This window comes from Phocaeicola vulgatus ATCC 8482, from assembly GCF_000012825.1.
GTDB lineage: Bacteria > Bacteroidota > Bacteroidia > Bacteroidales > Bacteroidaceae > Phocaeicola > Phocaeicola vulgatus.
The window spans coordinates 2116607-2135615 of sequence record NC_009614.1; the positions used below are offsets into that span (position 1 = coordinate 2116607).

At 41.8% G+C, this 19009-nt stretch carries 25 protein-coding genes; 19 read left to right on the plus strand and 6 right to left on the minus strand.

Annotated elements, in window-relative coordinates; translation table 11 throughout:
- The first annotated feature begins 3 nt into the window (after positions 1-3).
- The 7 genes from BVU_RS08280 to tsf all read left to right on the plus strand — a co-directional run bounded on the left by BVU_RS08280 (position 4) and on the right by tsf (position 4917).
- A complete protein-coding gene (locus tag BVU_RS08280; protein ID WP_005839187.1) occupies positions 4-498 on the plus strand; it encodes a DUF4488 domain-containing protein in 495 nt (164 codons plus the stop codon).
- Between the two features lie 360 nt (positions 499-858).
- A complete protein-coding gene (locus tag BVU_RS08285; RefSeq protein WP_005839189.1) occupies positions 859-1434 on the plus strand; it encodes a zeta toxin family protein in 576 nt (191 codons plus the stop codon).
- Positions 1424-1669 carry a hypothetical protein gene (locus BVU_RS08290; protein ID WP_005839191.1) on the plus strand — a complete coding sequence of 82 codons (246 nt, stop codon included), beginning with the start codon at positions 1424-1426 and terminating at the stop codon, positions 1667-1669. Before BVU_RS08285 ends, BVU_RS08290 begins: the two co-directional genes overlap by 11 nt.
- A gap of 299 nt (positions 1670-1968) precedes the next feature.
- Positions 1969-2430, plus strand: a complete 462-nt coding sequence (rplM, locus tag BVU_RS08295; protein WP_005839194.1) for a 50S ribosomal protein L13 — start codon at positions 1969-1971, stop codon at positions 2428-2430.
- Positions 2431-2436: 6 nt separating this feature from the next.
- Positions 2437-2823, plus strand: a complete 387-nt coding sequence (rpsI, locus tag BVU_RS08300; RefSeq protein ID WP_005839197.1) for a 30S ribosomal protein S9 — start codon at positions 2437-2439, stop codon at positions 2821-2823.
- Between the two features lie 132 nt (positions 2824-2955).
- Positions 2956-3795, plus strand: a complete 840-nt coding sequence (rpsB, locus tag BVU_RS08305) for a 30S ribosomal protein S2 (RefSeq protein ID WP_005839199.1) — start codon at positions 2956-2958, stop codon at positions 3793-3795.
- Positions 3796-3927: 132 nt separating this feature from the next.
- Positions 3928-4917: a translation elongation factor Ts gene (tsf, locus tag BVU_RS08310; protein ID WP_005839201.1), complete on the plus strand. Its 990-nt coding sequence runs from the start codon at positions 3928-3930 to the stop codon at positions 4915-4917.
- 58 nt (positions 4918-4975) lie between these two features.
- Here tsf and BVU_RS08315 read toward each other — a convergent pair whose 3' ends face one another.
- Positions 4976-5314, minus strand: coding sequence for a translation initiation factor (locus BVU_RS08315; protein ID WP_005839203.1), 339 nt, complete (start codon positions 5312-5314; stop codon positions 4976-4978).
- A gap of 117 nt (positions 5315-5431) precedes the next feature.
- Between BVU_RS08315 and BVU_RS08320 the strand changes: the two genes are divergently transcribed.
- From BVU_RS08320 to ispF, 3 genes are read left to right on the plus strand one after another with little or no spacing between them, the layout of a single operon-like run.
- Positions 5432-6082 carry a redox-sensing transcriptional repressor Rex gene (locus BVU_RS08320; protein ID WP_005853629.1) on the plus strand — a complete coding sequence of 217 codons (651 nt, stop codon included), beginning with the start codon at positions 5432-5434 and terminating at the stop codon, positions 6080-6082.
- Positions 6083-6086: 4 nt separating this feature from the next.
- Entirely contained in the window at positions 6087-6704 is a 618-nt protein-coding gene (locus BVU_RS08325; RefSeq protein ID WP_005839207.1) for a fumarylacetoacetate hydrolase family protein, read from the plus strand.
- Positions 6701-7183, plus strand: coding sequence for a 2-C-methyl-D-erythritol 2,4-cyclodiphosphate synthase (gene ispF, locus BVU_RS08330; RefSeq protein WP_005839209.1), 483 nt, complete (start codon positions 6701-6703; stop codon positions 7181-7183). Before BVU_RS08325 ends, ispF begins: the two co-directional genes overlap by 4 nt.
- A gap of 50 nt (positions 7184-7233) precedes the next feature.
- On the opposite strand, the gene BVU_RS08335 is transcribed toward ispF, so the two are convergent.
- Positions 7234-8124 (minus strand): 1,4-dihydroxy-2-naphthoate polyprenyltransferase, encoded by an 891-nt coding sequence (locus BVU_RS08335; protein WP_005839212.1) that lies wholly within the window; start codon positions 8122-8124, stop codon positions 7234-7236.
- 73 nt (positions 8125-8197) lie between these two features.
- On the opposite strand from BVU_RS08335, the gene BVU_RS08340 reads away from it, so the two are divergent.
- Both BVU_RS08340 and BVU_RS08345 read left to right on the plus strand, forming a co-directional pair.
- Positions 8198-9037: a metallophosphoesterase gene (locus BVU_RS08340; protein ID WP_005839213.1), complete on the plus strand. Its 840-nt coding sequence runs from the start codon at positions 8198-8200 to the stop codon at positions 9035-9037.
- A 227-nt stretch (positions 9038-9264) separates the two neighbouring features.
- Positions 9265-9735 carry a DUF3836 domain-containing protein gene (locus BVU_RS08345; protein ID WP_011965246.1) on the plus strand — a complete coding sequence of 157 codons (471 nt, stop codon included), beginning with the start codon at positions 9265-9267 and terminating at the stop codon, positions 9733-9735.
- Between the two features lie 82 nt (positions 9736-9817).
- Here the strand turns inward: BVU_RS08345 and nadD are convergent, their stop codons facing one another.
- From nadD to BVU_RS08365, 4 genes are read right to left on the minus strand one after another with little or no spacing between them, the layout of a single operon-like run.
- Positions 9818-10390 (minus strand): nicotinate (nicotinamide) nucleotide adenylyltransferase, encoded by a 573-nt coding sequence (nadD, locus tag BVU_RS08350; RefSeq protein WP_005853621.1) that lies wholly within the window; start codon positions 10388-10390, stop codon positions 9818-9820.
- On the minus strand, positions 10372-10554 hold the full coding sequence (locus BVU_RS08355) for a hypothetical protein (protein ID WP_005839218.1): 183 nt from the start codon (positions 10552-10554) through the stop codon (positions 10372-10374). The genes nadD and BVU_RS08355 overlap by 19 nt, the downstream gene beginning before the upstream one ends.
- Positions 10555-10558: 4 nt before the next feature.
- On the minus strand, positions 10559-11128 hold the full coding sequence (gmk, locus tag BVU_RS08360) for a guanylate kinase (RefSeq protein ID WP_005839220.1): 570 nt from the start codon (positions 11126-11128) through the stop codon (positions 10559-10561).
- A gap of 46 nt (positions 11129-11174) precedes the next feature.
- Complete coding sequence (locus tag BVU_RS08365) at positions 11175-12050, minus strand: YicC/YloC family endoribonuclease (protein WP_032934774.1); 876 nt, start codon at positions 12048-12050, stop codon at positions 11175-11177.
- A 95-nt stretch (positions 12051-12145) separates the two neighbouring features.
- On the opposite strand from BVU_RS08365, the gene tsaB reads away from it, so the two are divergent.
- From tsaB to rseP, 7 genes are read left to right on the plus strand one after another with little or no spacing between them, the layout of a single operon-like run.
- Positions 12146-12835, plus strand: a complete 690-nt coding sequence (gene tsaB / locus BVU_RS08370) for a tRNA (adenosine(37)-N6)-threonylcarbamoyltransferase complex dimerization subunit type 1 TsaB (protein WP_005839224.1) — start codon at positions 12146-12148, stop codon at positions 12833-12835.
- A 46-nt stretch (positions 12836-12881) separates the two neighbouring features.
- Positions 12882-13508: a DUF4290 domain-containing protein gene (locus tag BVU_RS08375; RefSeq protein ID WP_005839226.1), complete on the plus strand. Its 627-nt coding sequence runs from the start codon at positions 12882-12884 to the stop codon at positions 13506-13508.
- 18 nt (positions 13509-13526) lie between these two features.
- Entirely contained in the window at positions 13527-14831 is a 1305-nt protein-coding gene (gene murA / locus BVU_RS08380; protein ID WP_005839229.1) for a UDP-N-acetylglucosamine 1-carboxyvinyltransferase, read from the plus strand.
- 11 nt (positions 14832-14842) lie between these two features.
- Positions 14843-15361, plus strand: coding sequence for a ribosome maturation factor RimM (gene rimM, locus BVU_RS08385; protein ID WP_007831330.1), 519 nt, complete (start codon positions 14843-14845; stop codon positions 15359-15361).
- Between the two features lie 18 nt (positions 15362-15379).
- Positions 15380-16237, plus strand: a complete 858-nt coding sequence (locus tag BVU_RS08390) for a M23 family metallopeptidase (RefSeq protein WP_005839236.1) — start codon at positions 15380-15382, stop codon at positions 16235-16237.
- A gap of 7 nt (positions 16238-16244) precedes the next feature.
- Complete coding sequence (locus BVU_RS08395; RefSeq protein WP_005853614.1) at positions 16245-17393, plus strand: 1-deoxy-D-xylulose-5-phosphate reductoisomerase; 1149 nt, start codon at positions 16245-16247, stop codon at positions 17391-17393.
- Between the two features lie 56 nt (positions 17394-17449).
- Positions 17450-18793 carry an RIP metalloprotease RseP gene (gene rseP, locus BVU_RS08400; RefSeq protein ID WP_005839240.1) on the plus strand — a complete coding sequence of 448 codons (1344 nt, stop codon included), beginning with the start codon at positions 17450-17452 and terminating at the stop codon, positions 18791-18793.
- The last annotated feature ends 216 nt before the right edge of the window (positions 18794-19009 follow it).

The following is a 19009-nucleotide window of genomic DNA, read 5'->3' on the forward strand; positions in this document are numbered from 1 at the left end:
GCTATGAAACGGAAAAAATTATTCCTACTGATGATAGCATTCTTGCTAATCGGTACTTCGCGTGTAGTGGGACAGGAAAAATCGGATGCAGCCCCTGTCAATTTGAAAGGGATTTGGCAGATGTGCTTTTATGTATCAGGTACTCCTCAGGTGCCGGGTGAGTTGAAACCAAGTAATTCTTTTAAAATTTTGTCTGATGACGGCAAGTTTACCAATATGACCATGATTCCTAATCATGGAGCCATTATTATTGGTTCCGGTACCTATCGGCAGACTGCTCCTAATGCTTATACAGAGCATGTGGAGAAAAATCTGCATCTTCCACAATTGGTAGGTGTGGATAACATTTTGGAATTTGAGATGAAGGGGGGCGATGTCATGGTACTGAAGTTTTTTGTGAAAACGGATAAGGATGGAAATGAAATCAATTCCTGGTATTATGAAACTTGGAAACGGGTGAAAATGCCTCCTGTTTATCCAAAGGATTTGGTCAGATAAGTTTGAATCTTTGTTTATAAACAAAGGATAGTCATTGGGGAGGGGCTGCTCTTTCATTTTTTGAAAGCGTGGTCCCTATCTATATGGTGGGATATGTGTCTTGTTTATATGATTACTTGTTTGGATACTTAAATGAAAGGTGTCTATGTATTAATTGTTTCCAATAAAATGATGTAGTGAGTAACTGTTACCTGTTTGCAGGTTGCTTAAATATACGGTAAAATTCCTGTAATCTCTTCTTAATTTGCACAGAATTTCAAAAAATGTGCTATTCTTCATCACTTTTATGCCTTTTCGAGAACAAAAATTGGAAATAATCGTTAACTTTGTCGCCAATAACAGAAATAGAAAAGGAGATTAATGTCTAAACTTTATATAATAGCGGGGTGTAACGGAGCTGGTAAAACGACTGCTTCGTATACGGTATTACCCGAAATTTTAGAGTGCCGTGAATTTGTCAATGCCGATGAAATCGCCAAGGGACTTTCTCCTTTTAACCCCTCAAGTGTAGCAATCGAAGCGGGACGACTGATGCTGAAACGCATCGGAGAACTGTTGTCAGCCGGAGTCAGTTTTTCTGTTGAAACTACATTGTCTACCCGTTCTTATATCAATCTTATCCAGCAGGCACAAAATCAAGGATATAGTGTCAGCCTTATTTATTTTTGGCTGAATTCGCCTGAACTGGCTATAGAGCGAGTGAAACAGCGTGTTGCCAACGGAGGGCATGATGTACCTGCTCCCATTATCCGTCGTCGTTATCGTTCGGGGTTGGAAAACTTTTTCCGTATTTATATGCCTTGCGTGGATTATTGGATGCTTGCGGACAATAGCTGCACACCGCGTGTTATTGTGGCGGACGCCTTCCGTTTGGGAGATGAGGTCCATATCTATAATCAAGAACTTTTTACTAAAATCAGAAGTTATGTCAACTGAAGAAGAATATAAGGAATTAAGTGCGAAGTTGCGTTATGGTTTAGAATTAGCGGAACAGCGGTTGATAGAGGAAACTGCACGGCGCGAAGGGACACTGTGTTATGGTCGTCCCGATGGAAAAGTAGTTCGGATCTCAGCAACTGAACTTTTAAAGCTTCGTCAGTCCGGTGGAAACAATGCGGCATCTGTGGCTGTTTGTACTTGCTCTGAGATGGAGAGTGGCTGGAATCGTTGAAAATATATGAATAACTGTATATGTATAGGGAAGAATCAAAATTTCTTCCCTATGTTTTTACTCCGTTATTCAAAGCCTAGATGTGGTTGTATCAGCCTTTTGTATGCAAAAAGCAGGAGGAAAAAATATCTTAATTTGTTTGTCAGTTCAAAGAAAAGCCGTACCTTTGCAAGCCGATTATTATCAAAAGTTTATAAAGAATTAATTCTTAGCGTGTTAATAGTTCTTTGTCCGGGAACGGTTAGAAACGCTGGGAAGAATTGTTTTTTAGTAGTTAACATTTAAAAAAGAATTTAAGAGTGGATACTTTAAGTTACAAGACCATTTCTGCAAACAAAGAAACAGCTCATAAAGAATGGGTTGTTGTCGATGCAACCGATCAGGTCGTAGGCCGTCTCGGTTCGAAAGTTGCGAAACTGTTGAGAGGAAAGTACAAACCAGACTTTACCCCTCATGCTGACTGCGGTGATAATGTTATTATCATTAATGCAGACAAAGTGAAATTTACCGGAAACAAGTGGAACGACAAGGTTTACTTGCGCTATACAGGTTATCCCGGTGGTCAGAGAGAAATGACTCCTGCCCAGTTGATGAAGAAACCTAACGGTGAAGAAAAACTGTTGAAGAGAGTAGTAAAGGGTATGCTTCCTAAAAATCGTCTGGGAGCACAGTTGCTGGGCAATTTGTATGTTTACGCTGGTAGTGAACATAAACATGAAGCTCAGACTCCGAAATCAATTGATATAAACTCACTTAAATAATAAAGAATGGAAGTAGTAAATGCATTAGGCAGACGTAAACGCGCCGTAGCACGCGTGTTCGTAAGCGAAGGTACAGGAAAGATTACTATTAACAAGAGAGACCTTGCACAGTACTTTCCATCAACTATTCTTCAGTATGTAGTAAAACAGCCTTTGAACAAGCTGGAGGCTGCTGAAAAATATGATATCAAAGTAAATCTTTACGGTGGTGGTTTTACAGGTCAGTCACAGGCTTTGCGTCTGGCTATCGCCCGTGCGCTGGTTAAAATCAACCCTGAAGATAAAACAGCTCTTCGTTCAGAAGGCTTCATGACACGTGATTCTCGTTCTGTAGAACGTAAGAAACCGGGTCAGCCCAAAGCACGTCGTAGATTCCAGTTCAGTAAACGTTAATATCCGGTTTTACTTGGAACTGGTTAAGAAGCGTTTAGTATCTAAACCAGCGGGACTCTACTTGGTAGCGGACTACCCGATGGTTGGTTGAGATAAACAAAAAAGAAAGTAAACGATTTAAAGAATAACAAAATGTCTAGAACTAATTTCGATACATTATTGGAAGCCGGTTGCCACTTCGGACACCTTAAGAGAAAGTGGAATCCCTCAATGGCTCCTTATATTTTCATGGAACGCAATGGTATCCATATCATTGACCTCCATAAAACAGTTGCTAAAGTAGATGAAGCTGCTGATGCACTGAAACAAATCGCAAAATCAGGTAAGAAAGTCCTGTTTGTTGCTACTAAGAAACAAGCTAAACAAGTAGTAGCTGAGAAAGCTGCTTCTGTAAATATGCCTTATGTAATCGAGCGTTGGCCGGGTGGTATGTTGACTAACTTCCCGACTATCCGTAAGGCTGTGAAGAAAATGGCTACTATCGATAAGTTGACCAACGATGGTACTTATTCAAACCTTTCTAAGAGAGAAGTTCTGCAAATCTCTCGTCAGCGTGCTAAATTGGAGAAGAACTTAGGCTCTATCGCTGATTTGACTCGTTTGCCGTCAGCACTGTTCGTTATCGATGTGTTGAAAGAAAACATTGCAGTTCGTGAAGCTAACCGTCTGGGTATCCCTGTATTTGCTATCGTTGATACAAATTCAGATCCTTCAAACGTAGACTTCGTGATTCCTGCAAACGATGACGCTACTAAGTCTGTAGAAGTGATCTTGGATGCTTGTTGTGGCGCTATCGCTGAAGGCTTGGAAGAAAGAAAAGCTGAAAAAGTAGATATGGAAGCTGCCGGTGAAAATGCTCCTAAGGGTGCTGGTAAGAAGAAAAATACCAAGGCTCGTATGGATAAAGCCGAAGAAGAAGCTATCAATGCTGCTAAGGCTGCCGCTTTCTTGAAAGAAGACGAAGAAGCTTAATAGTATAAATTGAGAGTTGAGAATTGAAAATTGGGGAAGGGGCAGATTATGCTGTTGATTCTCAATTCTCAATTTTCAATTCTCAATTCTGTTTTAAAGATATTACTAACAATTAAAAAATAAAGGAATATTATGGCTGTAACTATGGCTGAAATAACCAAGCTTCGTAAGATTAGTGGAGCTGGTATGATGGATTGCAAGAACGCCTTGACTGAAGCAAACGGCGATATCGATAAAGCAATGGAAATTATCCGTAAAAAAGGACAGGCTGTTGCTGCAAAACGTTCTGACCGTGAAGCATCTGAAGGTTGTGTGCTGGCAAAAAAGGATGGCGAATTTGCTGCTATCATCGCTTTGAAATGCGAAACCGACTTCGTTGCTAAAAATGCTGATTTCGTAGCGTTGACTCAAGCTATTCTGGATGCTGCTGTTGCCAACAGATGCAAGACTTTGGAAGAAGTAAAGGCTTTGCCTATGGGTAACGGTACTGTACAGGATGCAGTAACAGACCGTAGCGGTATCACTGGTGAAAAAATGGAATTGGATGGCTACAATGTGGTTGAAGGTGCTTATACTTCTATTTATAACCACCAGGGAAATAACCAGCTTTGTACTATTGTTGCCATGAATAAGGAAGCTGAAGCTGCCGCTCACGGAGTTGCTATGCAGATTGCCGCTATGAATCCTATTGCAATTGATGAAGCCGGTGTTCCTGAATCTGTAAAAGAAGCTGAAATACAGGTAGCTATTGATAAAACTAAGAAAGAACAAGTAGACAAGGCTGTTGAAGTTGCTTTGAAGAAGGCTGGTATCAACCCTGCACATGTAGACAGCGAAGAGCACATGGAAAGTAACAAGGCTAAGGGCTGGATTACTGACGAAGATATTGCCAAAGCTAAGGAAATCATTGCTACTGTTTCTGCTGAAAAAGCTGCCAACTTGCCGCAACAGATGATTGAAAACATTGCTAAAGGTCGTCTGGGTAAGTTCTTGAAGGAAGTTTGCTTGCTGAACCAGGAGGATATCATGGATGGTAAGAAGACTGTAAGAGAAGTGTTGAAGGAAGCTGATCCTGAATTGCAGATCGTTGCTTTCAAACGTTTCACTTTACGTGCTGAATAAGATTTCCGCAATTATAGAATGGGGGACTGTGTGACAACAGTCCCTTTCTTTTTTCCGGTTATTTGGTCTGGGTATATCCTTCAGCTTTCAATAACTCGATGACCCGTTGCTTGAACTCTCCTTGGATAAGGATCTCCCCGTCTTTTACTGAACCGCCTACTCCACATTTGCTTTTCAATAATTTACCCAACTCTTTCAGGTCATTTTCTGTTCCGATGAACCCGTTGATTAATGTCACGGTTTTGCCACCCCGTCCTTTTTTTTCTATATTGACACGGAGTTTCTGTTGTTTTTTATCTAATGTCTCAACCGCTTCCTCTTCAACACTTTCATACTTGAAATCAGGATTTGTGGAATAAACCACATTCAGACGTTCTTTCCAATCGTTATTTTTCATGTGAATTTTGCTTAAATGAATACTCAAAGATAAGACTTTTTTTATACTCTATCCGTCAATGTAACAAATAAAAGTGTACTTTTGCAAATTACCTAATGATAATACCTAAAGAAAAAGATGGATATACGTATGCATAAATTCTCGGATAAAGTGCCTGAGCCGACTTTGCGCAGACTTCCGTGGTATCTTTCGAATGTGAAACTGATGAAAGAACAGGGAGAAACGTACGTGTCTTCTACCCAAATATCCAAGCAAATCAATGTAGATGCTTCCCAAATAGCGAAAGATCTTTCTTATGTAAATATATCCGGCCGTACACGTGTGGGGTATGAGATTGATGCGTTGATAGAGGTGCTGGAGCGTTTCTTGGGATTTACCAAAATGCATAAAGCTTTTTTGTTTGGTGTCGGTAGTTTGGGAGGTGCTTTATTGCGCGACTCGGGGCTGCATCATTTTGGATTAGAGATAGTAGGTGCGTTTGATATTAATCCCGGATTGGTCGGGAAGGAAATAAATGGAATTCCTATTTATCATTCGGATGAATTTGAGATAAAAATGAAATCCTGTGATGTGAATATCGGGGTATTGACTGTGCCTATTAATATAGCACAGGAGATAACAGATAAAATGATAGCGGGTGGCATTAAGGCTGTTTGGAACTTTACACCGTTCCGTATTCGTGTACCGGAAAATATTGTGGTGCAGAATACATCACTTTATGCTCATCTGGCTGTAATGTTTAACAGATTAAATGTAATTCAAGAATAATAATATGAAGATTATAGCCGTAGGAATGAACTACGTTGCACATTGCCACGAGTTACATGCTGATGAAAAATTACCGGAAGAACCGGTTATTTTTATGAAACCGGATTCGGCTCTGCTGAAAGACAGCAAGCCGTTTTTTATTCCTGATTTTTCTCAGCAGGTGGATTATGAGACAGAATTGGTAGTACGTATTAATCGTTTGGGAAAGAATATTGCTCCGCGTTTTGCCAGTCGGTATTATGATGCGGTGACGGTAGGAATAGATTTTACGGCACGTGACCTTCAGCGGCGGTTCCGGGAGGAAGGCAAGCCTTGGGAGCTGTGTAAAGGGTTTGATAGCTCGGCTGCCATAGGTGATTTTGTGCCGGTAGACAGATTTAAGGATATACAGAATTTAAACTTTCATTTGGATATAGATGGAAAAACAGTGCAGAGAGGCAACACTGCGGATATGTTGTTTAAGGTGGATGAGATAATTGCATACGTTAGTCGGTTTTTTACATTAAAGATTGGAGATTTGCTCTATACGGGGACTCCTGTGGGAGTAGGGCCAGTCGGCATAGGACAGCATTTGCAGGGGTATTTGGAAGGTGAGAAATTATTAGATTTTTATGTAAGATGAAAATAAGAGTAGGATTTGGATTCGATGTGCACCAACTGGTAACCGGTCGTGAACTATGGCTTGGAGGAATAAAATTTGAACATGAATTGGGGCTATTGGGACACTCGGATGCCGATGTGTTGATTCATGCCATTTGTGACGCTTTGCTGGGAGCTGCCAATATGCGTGATATAGGTTATCATTTTCCTGATACTGCGGGTGAATTCAAGAATATTGATAGCAAGATTTTATTGGCTGAAACGGTGGACCTGATTGCTGCAAAAGGATATAAAGTAGGTAATGTGGACGCAACGATTTGTGCTGAACGTCCTAAATTGAAAGCGCGGATTCCGGAAATGCAGTTGGTACTTGCTCATTTGATGAGGATTGATGTGGATGATGTTTCCGTAAAGGCTACCACTACAGAGAAACTGGGATTTACGGGCAGGGAGGAGGGCATTTCCGCTTATGCCACTGTATTGATAGAGAAAGCGGAATGATTTGTTGCGCTTTATTGGGAAATATCTTCTGGCAAGATCTTGCTGGAAGATTATAGGATAAGGCCGAATGCTAGTAATACGCCGAATAGCAGCATATTGCGGGAGGTTTCTCCCAATATGCTGTTTAATTCTTTTCCCCTGTTGATTTTTACCATTCTTTGCCATGCCATGAAGTGAGGTAACAGATAAATTTGGGGTAATAATGCAGCCCAAATGTGCCCGGTCGGGATAAACAATAAACAAAGCCATGCGGCAGCCAATCCCAAAAATAAGTATAATTGTTGCCCTGCATTGGCTCCCCAGCGTACTACGATTGTTTTCTTTCCGCTTTTTGCATCCTGATCGCGGTCACGGTAATTATTCACCATCAACAAGGTATCTATAATCAGTCCGCAAGCTAGAGAGGCGAGTGTCACATTCCAAGTCCAGTCACGGCACATCACATAGTAAGTGCAGCCTACCGGTACAAATCCGAAAAAGACAATGACAAGTATGTCTCCCCATCCGTGATAAGCTAGCGGATAAGGTCCTGCTGTATAAAGAAAAGCGAATAAAACACATAAAATTCCTACTGGAATCATTTCAATCCCTCCATAAGCTAATAGGCATAACCCTGCTAAACAAGCTGTTGCTGTGGTCAGGGCGATTCCCTTTCTCATGGCGTTCAGTGTGATCCATCCTTGCGCGCAGGCACGTTCAGGACCCAAACGGTCTTCACGGTCACTGCCTTTCAGGTAATCAAAGTAATCATTAATGAAGTTGGCGTCTATCTGCATCAGAAAAGCGAAGGCAAAGCAAAGCAATGCTGGTGTCATTTGGAAGCAGCTGTCTGCATAGGCCAAGGCACATCCCAGTAAAACCGGAGTGGCGGCTCCTGCCAATGTTTTAGGGCGGGCGGCTAGAAGCCATGCTTTTATTGAGTTAACTTGAACAATTTCCATTTCTATTTATAATTAAGGTTGTGCAAAGATAAAACAATTAATTCTGTATCTTTGTCTCCAAATAGAAAGGATTATGAAGAAACAGTTTCTTTTTTTGCTTTTAGCGGTTATTCTTTTGTCTTCTTGCGCCACAGCTACTTTGTCCGAGTTTCCGGGGGTAGGGCGTGTGAAGCAATATGATTTTTATAGTTATGATATTCCACCCGCTTTTGACGGTTTTCGGATAGGGTTTGCTTCGGATTTTCATTATGAGAGTCGCTTTAAGAGGAGTGAATTGAACAGCGCGGTGCGGGCATTAAAGTCAATGCATGCCGATGTCTTGCTGTTGGGTGGAGATTATCGTGGCAAGAAAGGTGGAAATCTGGATACTTTGTTCACCGCCTTGAGCAGAGTTTATACGCCTTACGGAACATTTGCTGTGATGGGAAATCATGATTATGGCTATTGTTATTCCGAAGTGGTGGAGGCCATGCAAAAGAATCATGTGCGGTTGATGGAACATAAAAGCTATAAGCTGATGAAAGATGGTCAGTATATTATAGTGAGCGGTGTACGCAATCCGTTTGATTTAAAAAAGAATGGTGACTCTCCATCCCAGCATTTTCCGGCGGATGATTTTATTATATTGCTCACGCATACTCCCGATTATGCAGAAGATACCGATGTGTCGAATGCCAATTTGGTGTTAGCGGGGCATACTCATGGTGGGCAGGTGAGCTTGTTTAAAAAATATTCTCCGGTAAAGCACTCTATTTATGGAAACCGTTTTCTGACTGGTTGGAAAGAGAATAGCAAAGGTACTCCGATTATTATAACCAATGGATTGGGTACTTCGCGCGTTGACGTCCGTTTATTTACTCCCAGCGAAGTTGTTCTGGTAGTCTTGCATCGTGTTGAAAAGCAGAAAGAATAGACTGTTTGTCCGTTAATAATGTACAGGGTGTCCATAATCGGACACCCTTTTTTATGTTTACTTGTTGATACTTAGTGGATTAATTCCGTGGCATGTACTTTGCACTTTATAAAGTGAAGCGACTCAAGAAAAAAAACGGATCATGTTGCAACGTTTTTAGAGTCATTTGCGTCTTATAAATAAAGACACAAATAAACACGAATTATAAACATTAAAAATAAGACATTATGAAAACTACAATGCTCACTAAAGCCATGATGGCAGTTCTTTTTGCAATGACAAGTGTATTAACATTGAATGCGGCCAAGCCTGTGAAGATTACAAATGAAGAGGTGGAAAATGGTCGGGTGTCGGCTAAGGTCGTTTATGAACAGGAAGGTACTTTCCTGACTCCGGAGTATCGTTTTGAGTTCAGATACAACGATAAGGGACAAATCATAGAGAAGAAAAGTATGAAATGGAATGGCACGGATTGGATAAATTATTATTGTATGGAAGTTACGTACACAGACACAGAAGCGCATATTGATTATTCTTTGTGGAATAAAAATAAAAAAGAGTTTGTCCCTACGCAGAAATATGTATATACGTTAGATGAAGCTGGGAAGTTTTTGGCGTGGCACTCATATAAAAAGGATACGACAGGCTGGGAGTTGGACGGATTGATAAATAGTAAGGTACTGCTGGCAAAGCGTTAATGGAGTGCGTCCTTTGAATTTTAGATTAAATAATTGATGTGTTTTTCCCCGGGGAATTTGGATTGTATCCTCCCGGGGATTTTTATTTTTTCAGTCGTTCATATACTGCCGGATGCAGGAAATATCGTATATCTCGTCCTTCCGCCAGTGCCTGTCTGATAAAAGTAGAACTGACTTCCAATAACGGAGTATCGGCTAATTGCACGGAAGGAGGAAGGGTTGTTGGATCAATAGTGAAATTCGGACGGGGATAGATCATTACATGATGATTCTTTAAAATCTCCTCTGCTTTGTACCAACGGGGGAATAAAAGCCAGTTGTCCGCCCCGATGATAAGGGTGAATTCCCGGTTGGGATAGGCTTTGTGTAAAGCATCCAATGTGTGTATAGTATAGGAAGGACGAGACAGGTGGAATTCGAAGTCGGAAGCCCGGAATTTGGGATAATCCGCAATGGCCAGTTTTACCAGTTCCAATCGCAGATTATCATCCCATAAATCCGTTTGTTGCTTTAATGGATTGTGAGGAGAGACGAGAAACCATATTTCATCCAGTCCATTATATTCACATAAATAATTGGCAAGTGCCAGATGGCCCATGTGGATAGGATTGAATGAGCCGCCGAAAATACCAGTCTTTATCTTACTCTTTTCCATTTATTGTAATTCCATACTTGTCCTACAGTGACAATACCCATTGCTATGGCAATAATGTATTGTTCCATTGCCATTGCAATGATGCCTACAGCCAAAGCTATAAAACCAATGAGGATACAAAGTATCGACATTCTTTGGGCCAGTTTTTTCGGATCTTTGATCATCGTCTTATTGTTCAATAAAGTTTCTAATAACTTTCAGTGCTTCCGCCTTTGCCTTCTCCAAATCGTCATTTACTATCACGGTATCGAATTTATCGGCGAACCCCAATTCGAATTCTGCTTTTGCGATTCGGCTTTCAATCACTTCGGGGGCATCAGTACCACGGCCTTGCAGGCGTTTACGGAGTTCTTCTACACTGGGTGGTTGAATGAAAACAGACAATGCGCGGCTGCCATAATATTTTTTGATATTACATCCGCCTACCACATCTACGTCAAAAATCACATTTTGTCCGGCTTCCAATTGTTTTTCCACTTGTGCTTTCAAGGTTCCGTAGAAACGGTTTTCGTATACTTCTTCGTATTCCAGAAACTCATTATTGGCAATGCGTTGTCTGAATTCCTCAGGAGATAGGAAGAAATATTCCACACCATGCCGTTCTTTTCCGCGAGGAGGGCGGCTGGTGGCAGAAATAGAGAAAGACAGGTTCAGGTTTTGTGTCAACAGATAGTTGATAATGGTTGATTTGCCCGAACCCGAGGGGGCTGAAAAAATGATAAGTTTTCCTGTTGCCATATCTTGATTCTTTGCTTATGAGAATGGTGTCCGGTATGTGAACCGGTTACATTACATTTAACACCTGTTCTTTGATTTGTTCCAGTTCGTCCTTCATCTGCACTACGATGTTTTGCATTTCGGCATGATTGGATTTGCTGCCAGTCGTATTGATTTCGCGTCCCATTTCCTGTGCTATGAAACCAAGTTTTTTTCCTTGTCCATGACCGCCTGCCATGGTTTCACGGAAATATCTCAAGTGATTGCTCAGTCGTTGTTTCTCTTCGTTAATATCTAATTTTTCAATGTAATAAATCAATTCTTGCTCCAGGCGGTTTTTATCATAATCCACACTGATGGTCTTTTCCAAAGCATCTGTAATGCGTTCACGTATCTTGGCTACACGCTCTGTTTCGTAGGGTTCGATGGACTTTAACAAACGCTCGATGTTGTCAATCTTTTCGTTGAATTTCTTTTCCAAGGCGGTTCCTTCCTGTTTGCGGAAATCTACCAAATGGTTGATGGCCTCTTCCACTACCCGGCGGACTACCTCCCATTCGTCTTCCGAAAGTTCTTGTACATCGGCTTTGGTCAGTACGTCAGGCATTCGTAGAAGGGTTGCAAACCAATCTTCGGGCATTGGTATATGGGTCATTTCGGAAATAGATTTTATCTGATTGTAGTAGTTTTCTACAAGGGCGGCGTTAATGGGAGTGGCTGTATCCGAAACGTCTTTCTCTATCCACAGGCTGAAATCAACTTTACCGCGTTCCAATGATTTGGAAATCATATTGCGGATTTCCATTTCTTTTTCACGGTATAAAGGAGCGATCCGTGTAGACAAGTCCATTGCTTTACTATTTAAAGACTTGATCTCTACGTTAATTTTTTTTTCTCCGAATATAGCGGTTGCTTTACCGTATCCGGTCATTGACTGTATCATAACTAATATGTTTTTTTGCAAAAGTAATCTTTTTATGGAAATGAAGTATAAATAAAAGTGTATATTTGCAGATTATATTATATAAGTAGAGCATTATGTCGTGTATTTTGCATATTGAAACTTCAACAGAGGCCTGCTCTGTTGCCGTCAGTGAGGATGGATTGGCGGTGTTCTCCAAAGAGGATTTGAAAGGACCTTCACACGCCGTGCAGCTGGGCGTATTTGTAGATGAGGCTTTATCTTTTGTCGACAGTCATGGTATGCCGTTGGATGCAGTGGCTGTGAGTTGCGGGCCCGGCTCGTACACAGGGCTGCGTATTGGTGTTTCTATGGCGAAGGGTATTTGCTATGGACGTAATTTGCCACTTATCGGTCTGCCGACATTGGAGGTGTTGTGTGTGCCGGTGTTGTTACATCATGATTTGCCTGAGGATGCCTTGCTCTGTCCTATGATAGACGCACGTCGCATGGAAGTCTATGCAGCTGTTTATGATCGCGCATTGGGCGTGAAAAGGGAAATAGCCGCCGATATTGTTGATGAGCATTCCTATTTGGAGTTCCTGAATGAACATCCGGTCTATTTTTTTGGTAACGGTGCAGCCAAATGCCGTGGGCAGATTACTCATCCCAATGCTCATTTTATTGATGACATCCGTCCGTTAGGTAAATGGATGTTCCCATTGGCAGAAAAGGAAATGGTAAGGCAGAACTTTAAGGATGTGGCTTATTTTGAGCCTTTCTATTTGAAAGAGTTTGTAGCTTCCAAACCCAAAAAGCTTTTGTAACAGCCGATGAACAAATCAGTGCATAAATCATAAATTTTAAATATATATGGAGTATAATACTCAACAACGAACTTTACCCCTTCCTGAATATGGCAGAAGTGTGCAGAACATGGTAGACCACGCCTTGACCATCGAGGACAGAGCTGAGCGCCAACGTTGTGCGAACACGATTATCAACATTATGGGCGGTATGTTTCCGCATTTGCGGGATGTGCCCGATTTCAAACATAAATTATGGGATCATTTGGCTATTATGGCCGATTTCAAGCTGGATATCGATTATCCGTATGAAATTGTGAAGAAAGAAAGCCTGGAGGTGAAACCCGATATGTTGCCTTATCCGCATAATGGAATCCGTTACCGTCATTATGGACGTATTTTGGAGAACATGATTAAAAAGGCAGTGGACTATCCGGAAGGTGAGGAGAAGAAGCAGCTGATCAGCCTGATTGCAAACCACATGAAGAAATGTTTCCTGAACTGGAACAAAGACGGGGTGGAGGATCAGAAAATCTTGGATGATCTTCGCGATTACTCTAAGGGAATGATTAATCTGACCCCTGAAGACCTGCATTTGAATGAACAACAACGTGTTTATGTTCCACGCAGGCCGCAACAGAACAACAATCAGCGCAGACCGCAACAAAACAACAACCAAAGAAAGAAATATTAATTCCTAAAAAATGATACCATGGCTTCGTTTGTAATTGAAGGAGGACATAAATTGCACGGCGAAATACACCCGCAAGGTGCTAAAAATGAAGTGTTACAGATTCTTTGTGCCACTCTGCTGACCTCGGAAGAAGTGACCGTAACTAATATTCCGGACATTCTGGATGTGAACAATCTGATTCAGTTGTTACGTGATATGGGTGTCAAGGTATCAAAAACAGGGATTGATTCGTATACATTTAAGGCTGACACTGTGGATTTGAACTACTTGGAGAGTGATGAATTCTTAAAGAAATGTTCCAGTCTGCGTGGATCAGTCATGTTGGTTGGTCCGTTGGTTGCCCGTTTTGGAAAGGCTTTGATTTCAAAACCGGGCGGTGACAAGATTGGCCGCCGGCGTTTGGACACTCACTTTATCGGTATTCAGAAACTGGGAGCCTGTTTTAATTATGATGAGGAACGAAGTGTTTTCAGTATTTGCGCAGAGCATTTGGAAGGTACTTATATGTTGCTGGATGAAGCTTCGGTTACCGGTACGGCTAATATTGTGATGGCTTCTGTCCTGGCGAAGGGCAAAACGACCATTTACAACGCAGCTTGTGAACCTTATCTGCAACAACTTTGTCGTATGTTGAACCGCATGGGGGCGAAGATTTCCGGTATTGCATCTAATTTGCTGACTATTGAAGGAGTGGAAAGTCTGCATGGCTGTACGCATCGGGTGTTGCCTGATATGATTGAAGTAGGCAGTTTTATCGGAATGGCAGCTATGACAGGAAGTGAACTTACCATTAAGAATGTATCGCATGAAAATTTGGGCATTATTCCAGAAAGTTTCCGTCGTTTAGGTATCAGAGTAGAACAGCGGGGAGATGATCTGTTTATCCCCGAGCAGGAACATTATCAGATAGAATCGTTTATTGATGGCTCTATTATGACCATAGCAGATGCTCCCTGGCCGGGGCTGACTCCCGACTTGCTCAGTGTGGTACTGGTGGTGGCTACACAGGCGAAAGGCAGTGTACTGATTCATCAGAAGATGTTTGAAAGCCGCCTGTTCTTTGTGGACAAGCTCATAGATATGGGAGCACAGATTATATTATGTGACCCTCATCGTGCCGTTGTGATAGGGCATGACCGTAATTTCCAGCTTCGCGCCGGAAATATGATTTCACCCGATATCCGTGCCGGTATCGCTTTGCTGATAGCGGCAATGAGTGCCGACGGTATAAGCCGCATACACAATATAGAGCAGATAGACCGGGGATATCAGAATATAGACCAGCGTTTGAATGCGCTTGGCGCACGTATTACTAGAATTTAGAGAAATCAATCATGATTAAGAAAGATGAAGTTTTCAAGATTGGTATATTCAACAAACCGCATGGAGTAAAAGGAGAAATCTCATTCACTTTTACGGATGATATTTTTGACCGTGTGGAATGTGAGTATCTGGTCTGTTTGTTAGACGGTATATTCGTGCCTTTCTTTATTGAAGAGTATCGTTTTCGTTCAGATACCACTGCTTTAGTCAAACTGGAAGGGGTGGATACCTCGGAAAAGGCCCGTATGTTTACGAATGTAGAGGTCTATTTCCCGAAGAAATATGTCGGTGAGGAGGAAGATTCGGATGATATACCTACCTGGAACTATTTTATTGGCTTTAAGGTGGAAGATGTGAATCATGGTGAGTTGGGCGAGATTGTGGCGGTGGATGACAGTACGATGAATGTCCTTTTTGCCATTGAGAAAGGTGGTGAGGAACTTTTGCTGCCTGCCCACGAGGAATTTATCACCAAATTGGATAAGAAAAAGCGTTTGCTGACGGTCGAAGTACCTGATGGCTTGATATAAATATAGAAGGTGCGCACGATGAAGAAAAAAGGAAGGAAAGCATTTTGGCATAATTTCAAGTTTAAGTATAAACTGACCATTACCAATGAAAATACGTTGGAGGAGATTGTGGGACTGCACGTTTCCAAACTCAATGGTGTGTCTGTATTGCTGTCTGCCGTAACGGTAATTTTCCTGATTTCGGCAACTATCATTGTTTTTACTCCTTTACGTAACTATTTGCCGGGATATATGAACAGTGAGGTACGTGCGCAGGTGGTGACCAATGCCTTGCGGGCCGATTCATTACAACAAGTGGTGACGAGGCAGAATATGTATATCATGAACATTCAGGATATATTTAGCGGGAAAGTAAAAGCTGATACAGTCCAATCTATCGACTCTCTGACCATTCTTCGTTCTGATTCTTTGATGGAACGTACCAGGCAGGAAGAAGAGTTTCGCAAGCAATATGAAGAATCGGAACGATATAATCTGACGGCTGTTGATGATAATAATGCCGCTTCCGGATTGATATTCTATCGTCCTACACGGGGCATGATGTCATCTAATTTTGACTTGGAGAACAGGCATTACGGTGTGGACATTGCCGCTAATCCAAATGAAAGTGTGTTGGCAACATTGGATGGGACAGTGATTTTGTCTACTTATACGGCAGAAACCGGTTATGTTATTCAGATACAGCATGGACAGGATTTTGTGTCGGTGTATAAACATTGTGGTTCGTTATTAAAGAAAGAAGGAGATCCGGTGAAAGGTGGTGAAGCTATTGCATTGGTAGGAAATACCGGTGAAAAAACTACCGGACCGCATCTGCATTTCGAATTATGGCATAAGGGACGTGCGATTGATCCCTCAAAATACATTGTATTTTAACAACATTATGAAAAAACAAATAGCGATATTAGGTTCTACCGGCTCTATCGGTACACAAGCTTTACAGGTAATAGAGGAACATCCAGATTTATATGAGGTCTATGCGTTGACAGCCAATAACAGGGTCGATTTATTGGTAGAACAAGCCCGTAAGTTCATGCCCGAGGCGGTAGTGATAGCCAATGAGGAAAAATACCTTCAATTGAAAGAGGCGCTGAGTGATCTGCCTGTCAAAGTATATGCAGGAGCGGATGCGCTCTCTCAAATTGTGGAATCACAACCTATTGACATTGTACTGGCTTCTATGGTAGGTTATGCCGGATTGCGTCCTACTATAAATGCGATAAAGGCAGGTAAAGCTATTGCTTTGGCTAATAAAGAAACACTGGTTGTAGCCGGGGAGTTGATTAATGCACTGGCAAATCAGTACCATACACCTGTACTTCCCGTGGATTCGGAGCATTCGGCTATCTTCCAGTGTCTGGAAATAAATAACCGGTTGGAGAAAGTGATCTTGACAGCTTCAGGAGGGCCGTTCCGTACTTATACCATGGAGCAGTTGCAAACAGTGACCAAAGCACAAGCTTTGAAGCATCCCAATTGGGAGATGGGAGCGAAGATAACCATTGATTCGGCTTCCATGATGAACAAAGGGTTTGAAGTGATTGAGGCTAAATGGTTATTCGGAATGCGTCCGGAGCAAATTGAAGTGGTAGTTCATCCACAATCTGTCATTCATTCTATGGTGCAGTTTGAGGATGGGGCTGTGAAAGCACAGTTGGGCATGCCCGATATGCGTTTACCTATTCAATATGCTTTTTCGTATCCGGAGCGCGTGAAATCTTCTTTCGAGCGGTTGGATTTTGCCCGTATAACAGACCTGACTTTTGAACAGCCTGATACCAAACGTTTTCGTAATTTGGCATTGGCATACGAGGCTTTGTATCGGGCCGGAAATATGCCCTGTATAGTGAATGCAGCTAATGAAGTGGTGGTGGATGCTTTCCTGAAAGACAAAATATCTTTCCTGGGTATGAGTGATGTCATAGAACAGACTATGGGTAAAGTTGCTTATATCAAGGAACCGACTTATGAAGACTATGTGGATACTGATGCTGAGGCGCGTCGGGTAGCGTTGTCCCTTTTGTCATCTTAAATGGTAGTTGGCAGAGAATTATGTTAATTATAAATTATAAAATAGTAAATAGTTAGATGGAAACATTTTTGATTCGTGCTCTTCAATTGATAATGAGCCTTTCATTATTGGTCATTATTCATGAGGGAGGACATTTTCTTTTTTCACGTCTTTTTAAAGTAAGAGTAGAGAAGTTCTACATATTTTTTGATCCGTGGTTTTCTTTGTTCAAATTCAAACCGAAGAACAGTGATACGGAATATGGTATTGGCTGGGTGCCTTTGGGGGGATATGTGAAAATTTCGGGTATGATAGACGAATCTATGGATACCGAGCAGATGAAACAGCCTGCTAAGCCATGGGAATTTCGTTCAAAACCGGCTTGGCAGCGTCTGCTTATCATGGTGGGTGGTGTCTTGATGAATTTCTTGCTGGCTATCTTCATCTATTCCATGATTTTATTCCATTGGGGAGATTCTTTTGTATCGCTGCAAGACATGACTCATGGTATGAAATTTAATGAGCGTGCCCGGGAAATAGGTTTCCGTGACGGTGATATTCTTCTTCGTGCAGATGAAAAACCATTGGAGCGTTTCGGGGTGGATATGCTTCGTGATATTGCTGAGGCACGTACAGTGACTGTATTGCGCGACGGAAAGGAAGCCGAAGTATATATGCCTGAGATCAGCTTGTTGGATATAGCAAAGGACGATCCGATGTTTGTTACGGCGTTAGTTCCTAATGTCGTTGACTCGGTGATACCGGGCGGTGGCTTGGATAAGGCCGGTATACAGAAGGGAGATAGTCTGGTCGCGGTCAATGGCGAGAGGTTGAACTCATGGAATGCATTGGTGGAAAAACTGGATAATATGCAGGCTGATGCGGAAGCTACAGGAGATAAAGATGCTTCTCTACAAATGGTATATTCGCGTAACGGACTGCGTGACACCGTGACGGTGCGTACAGACTCTTTGTTTAGAGTGGGTGCAACATTCTCTTCATTGGCTGATTATAAAGAAACAACCCGTGAATTTGGTTTCTTTGAATCTTTTCCTGCAGGGGTACAATTAGGAGTAAATACATTAAAAGGATATGTGAACGATATGAAATATGTGTTCACCAAAGAAGGAGCCAAGAGCGTAGGTGGTTTTGGAACGATAGGAAGTATTTTTCCGAAAGTATGGGATTGGCATCGCTTTTGGGAAATGACTGCTTTTCTGTCAATCATCTTGGCGTTTATGAATATTCTGCCTATTCCGGCATTGGATGGCGGACATGTATTATTCCTGCTTTATGAAATCATTGCCCGCCGTAAGCCGAGTGACAAGTTTATGGAATATGCGCAGATGGTAGGTATGTTTTTACTGTTTGCCTTGCTCATTTGGGCGAACTTTAATGATATCATGCGATTCTTGTTCTAGGTCTGCATGACAGAAAAGGACACGGCATTTTTATAACAATGCCGATAGGCACGGATTTCCGCAAAGATTGAATCAATCGTCTTTGCGGAAATCTGCGTTTTTTATATTGTTTCTCTCCCGTGGTGAAAAAAAGACATAAAAAAAGAGCGAAAGTTTTTATCAAACCCGCTCACATCCTGAAGAACCCCCCTCCATTATGGGGTTCTTTTCATCTTT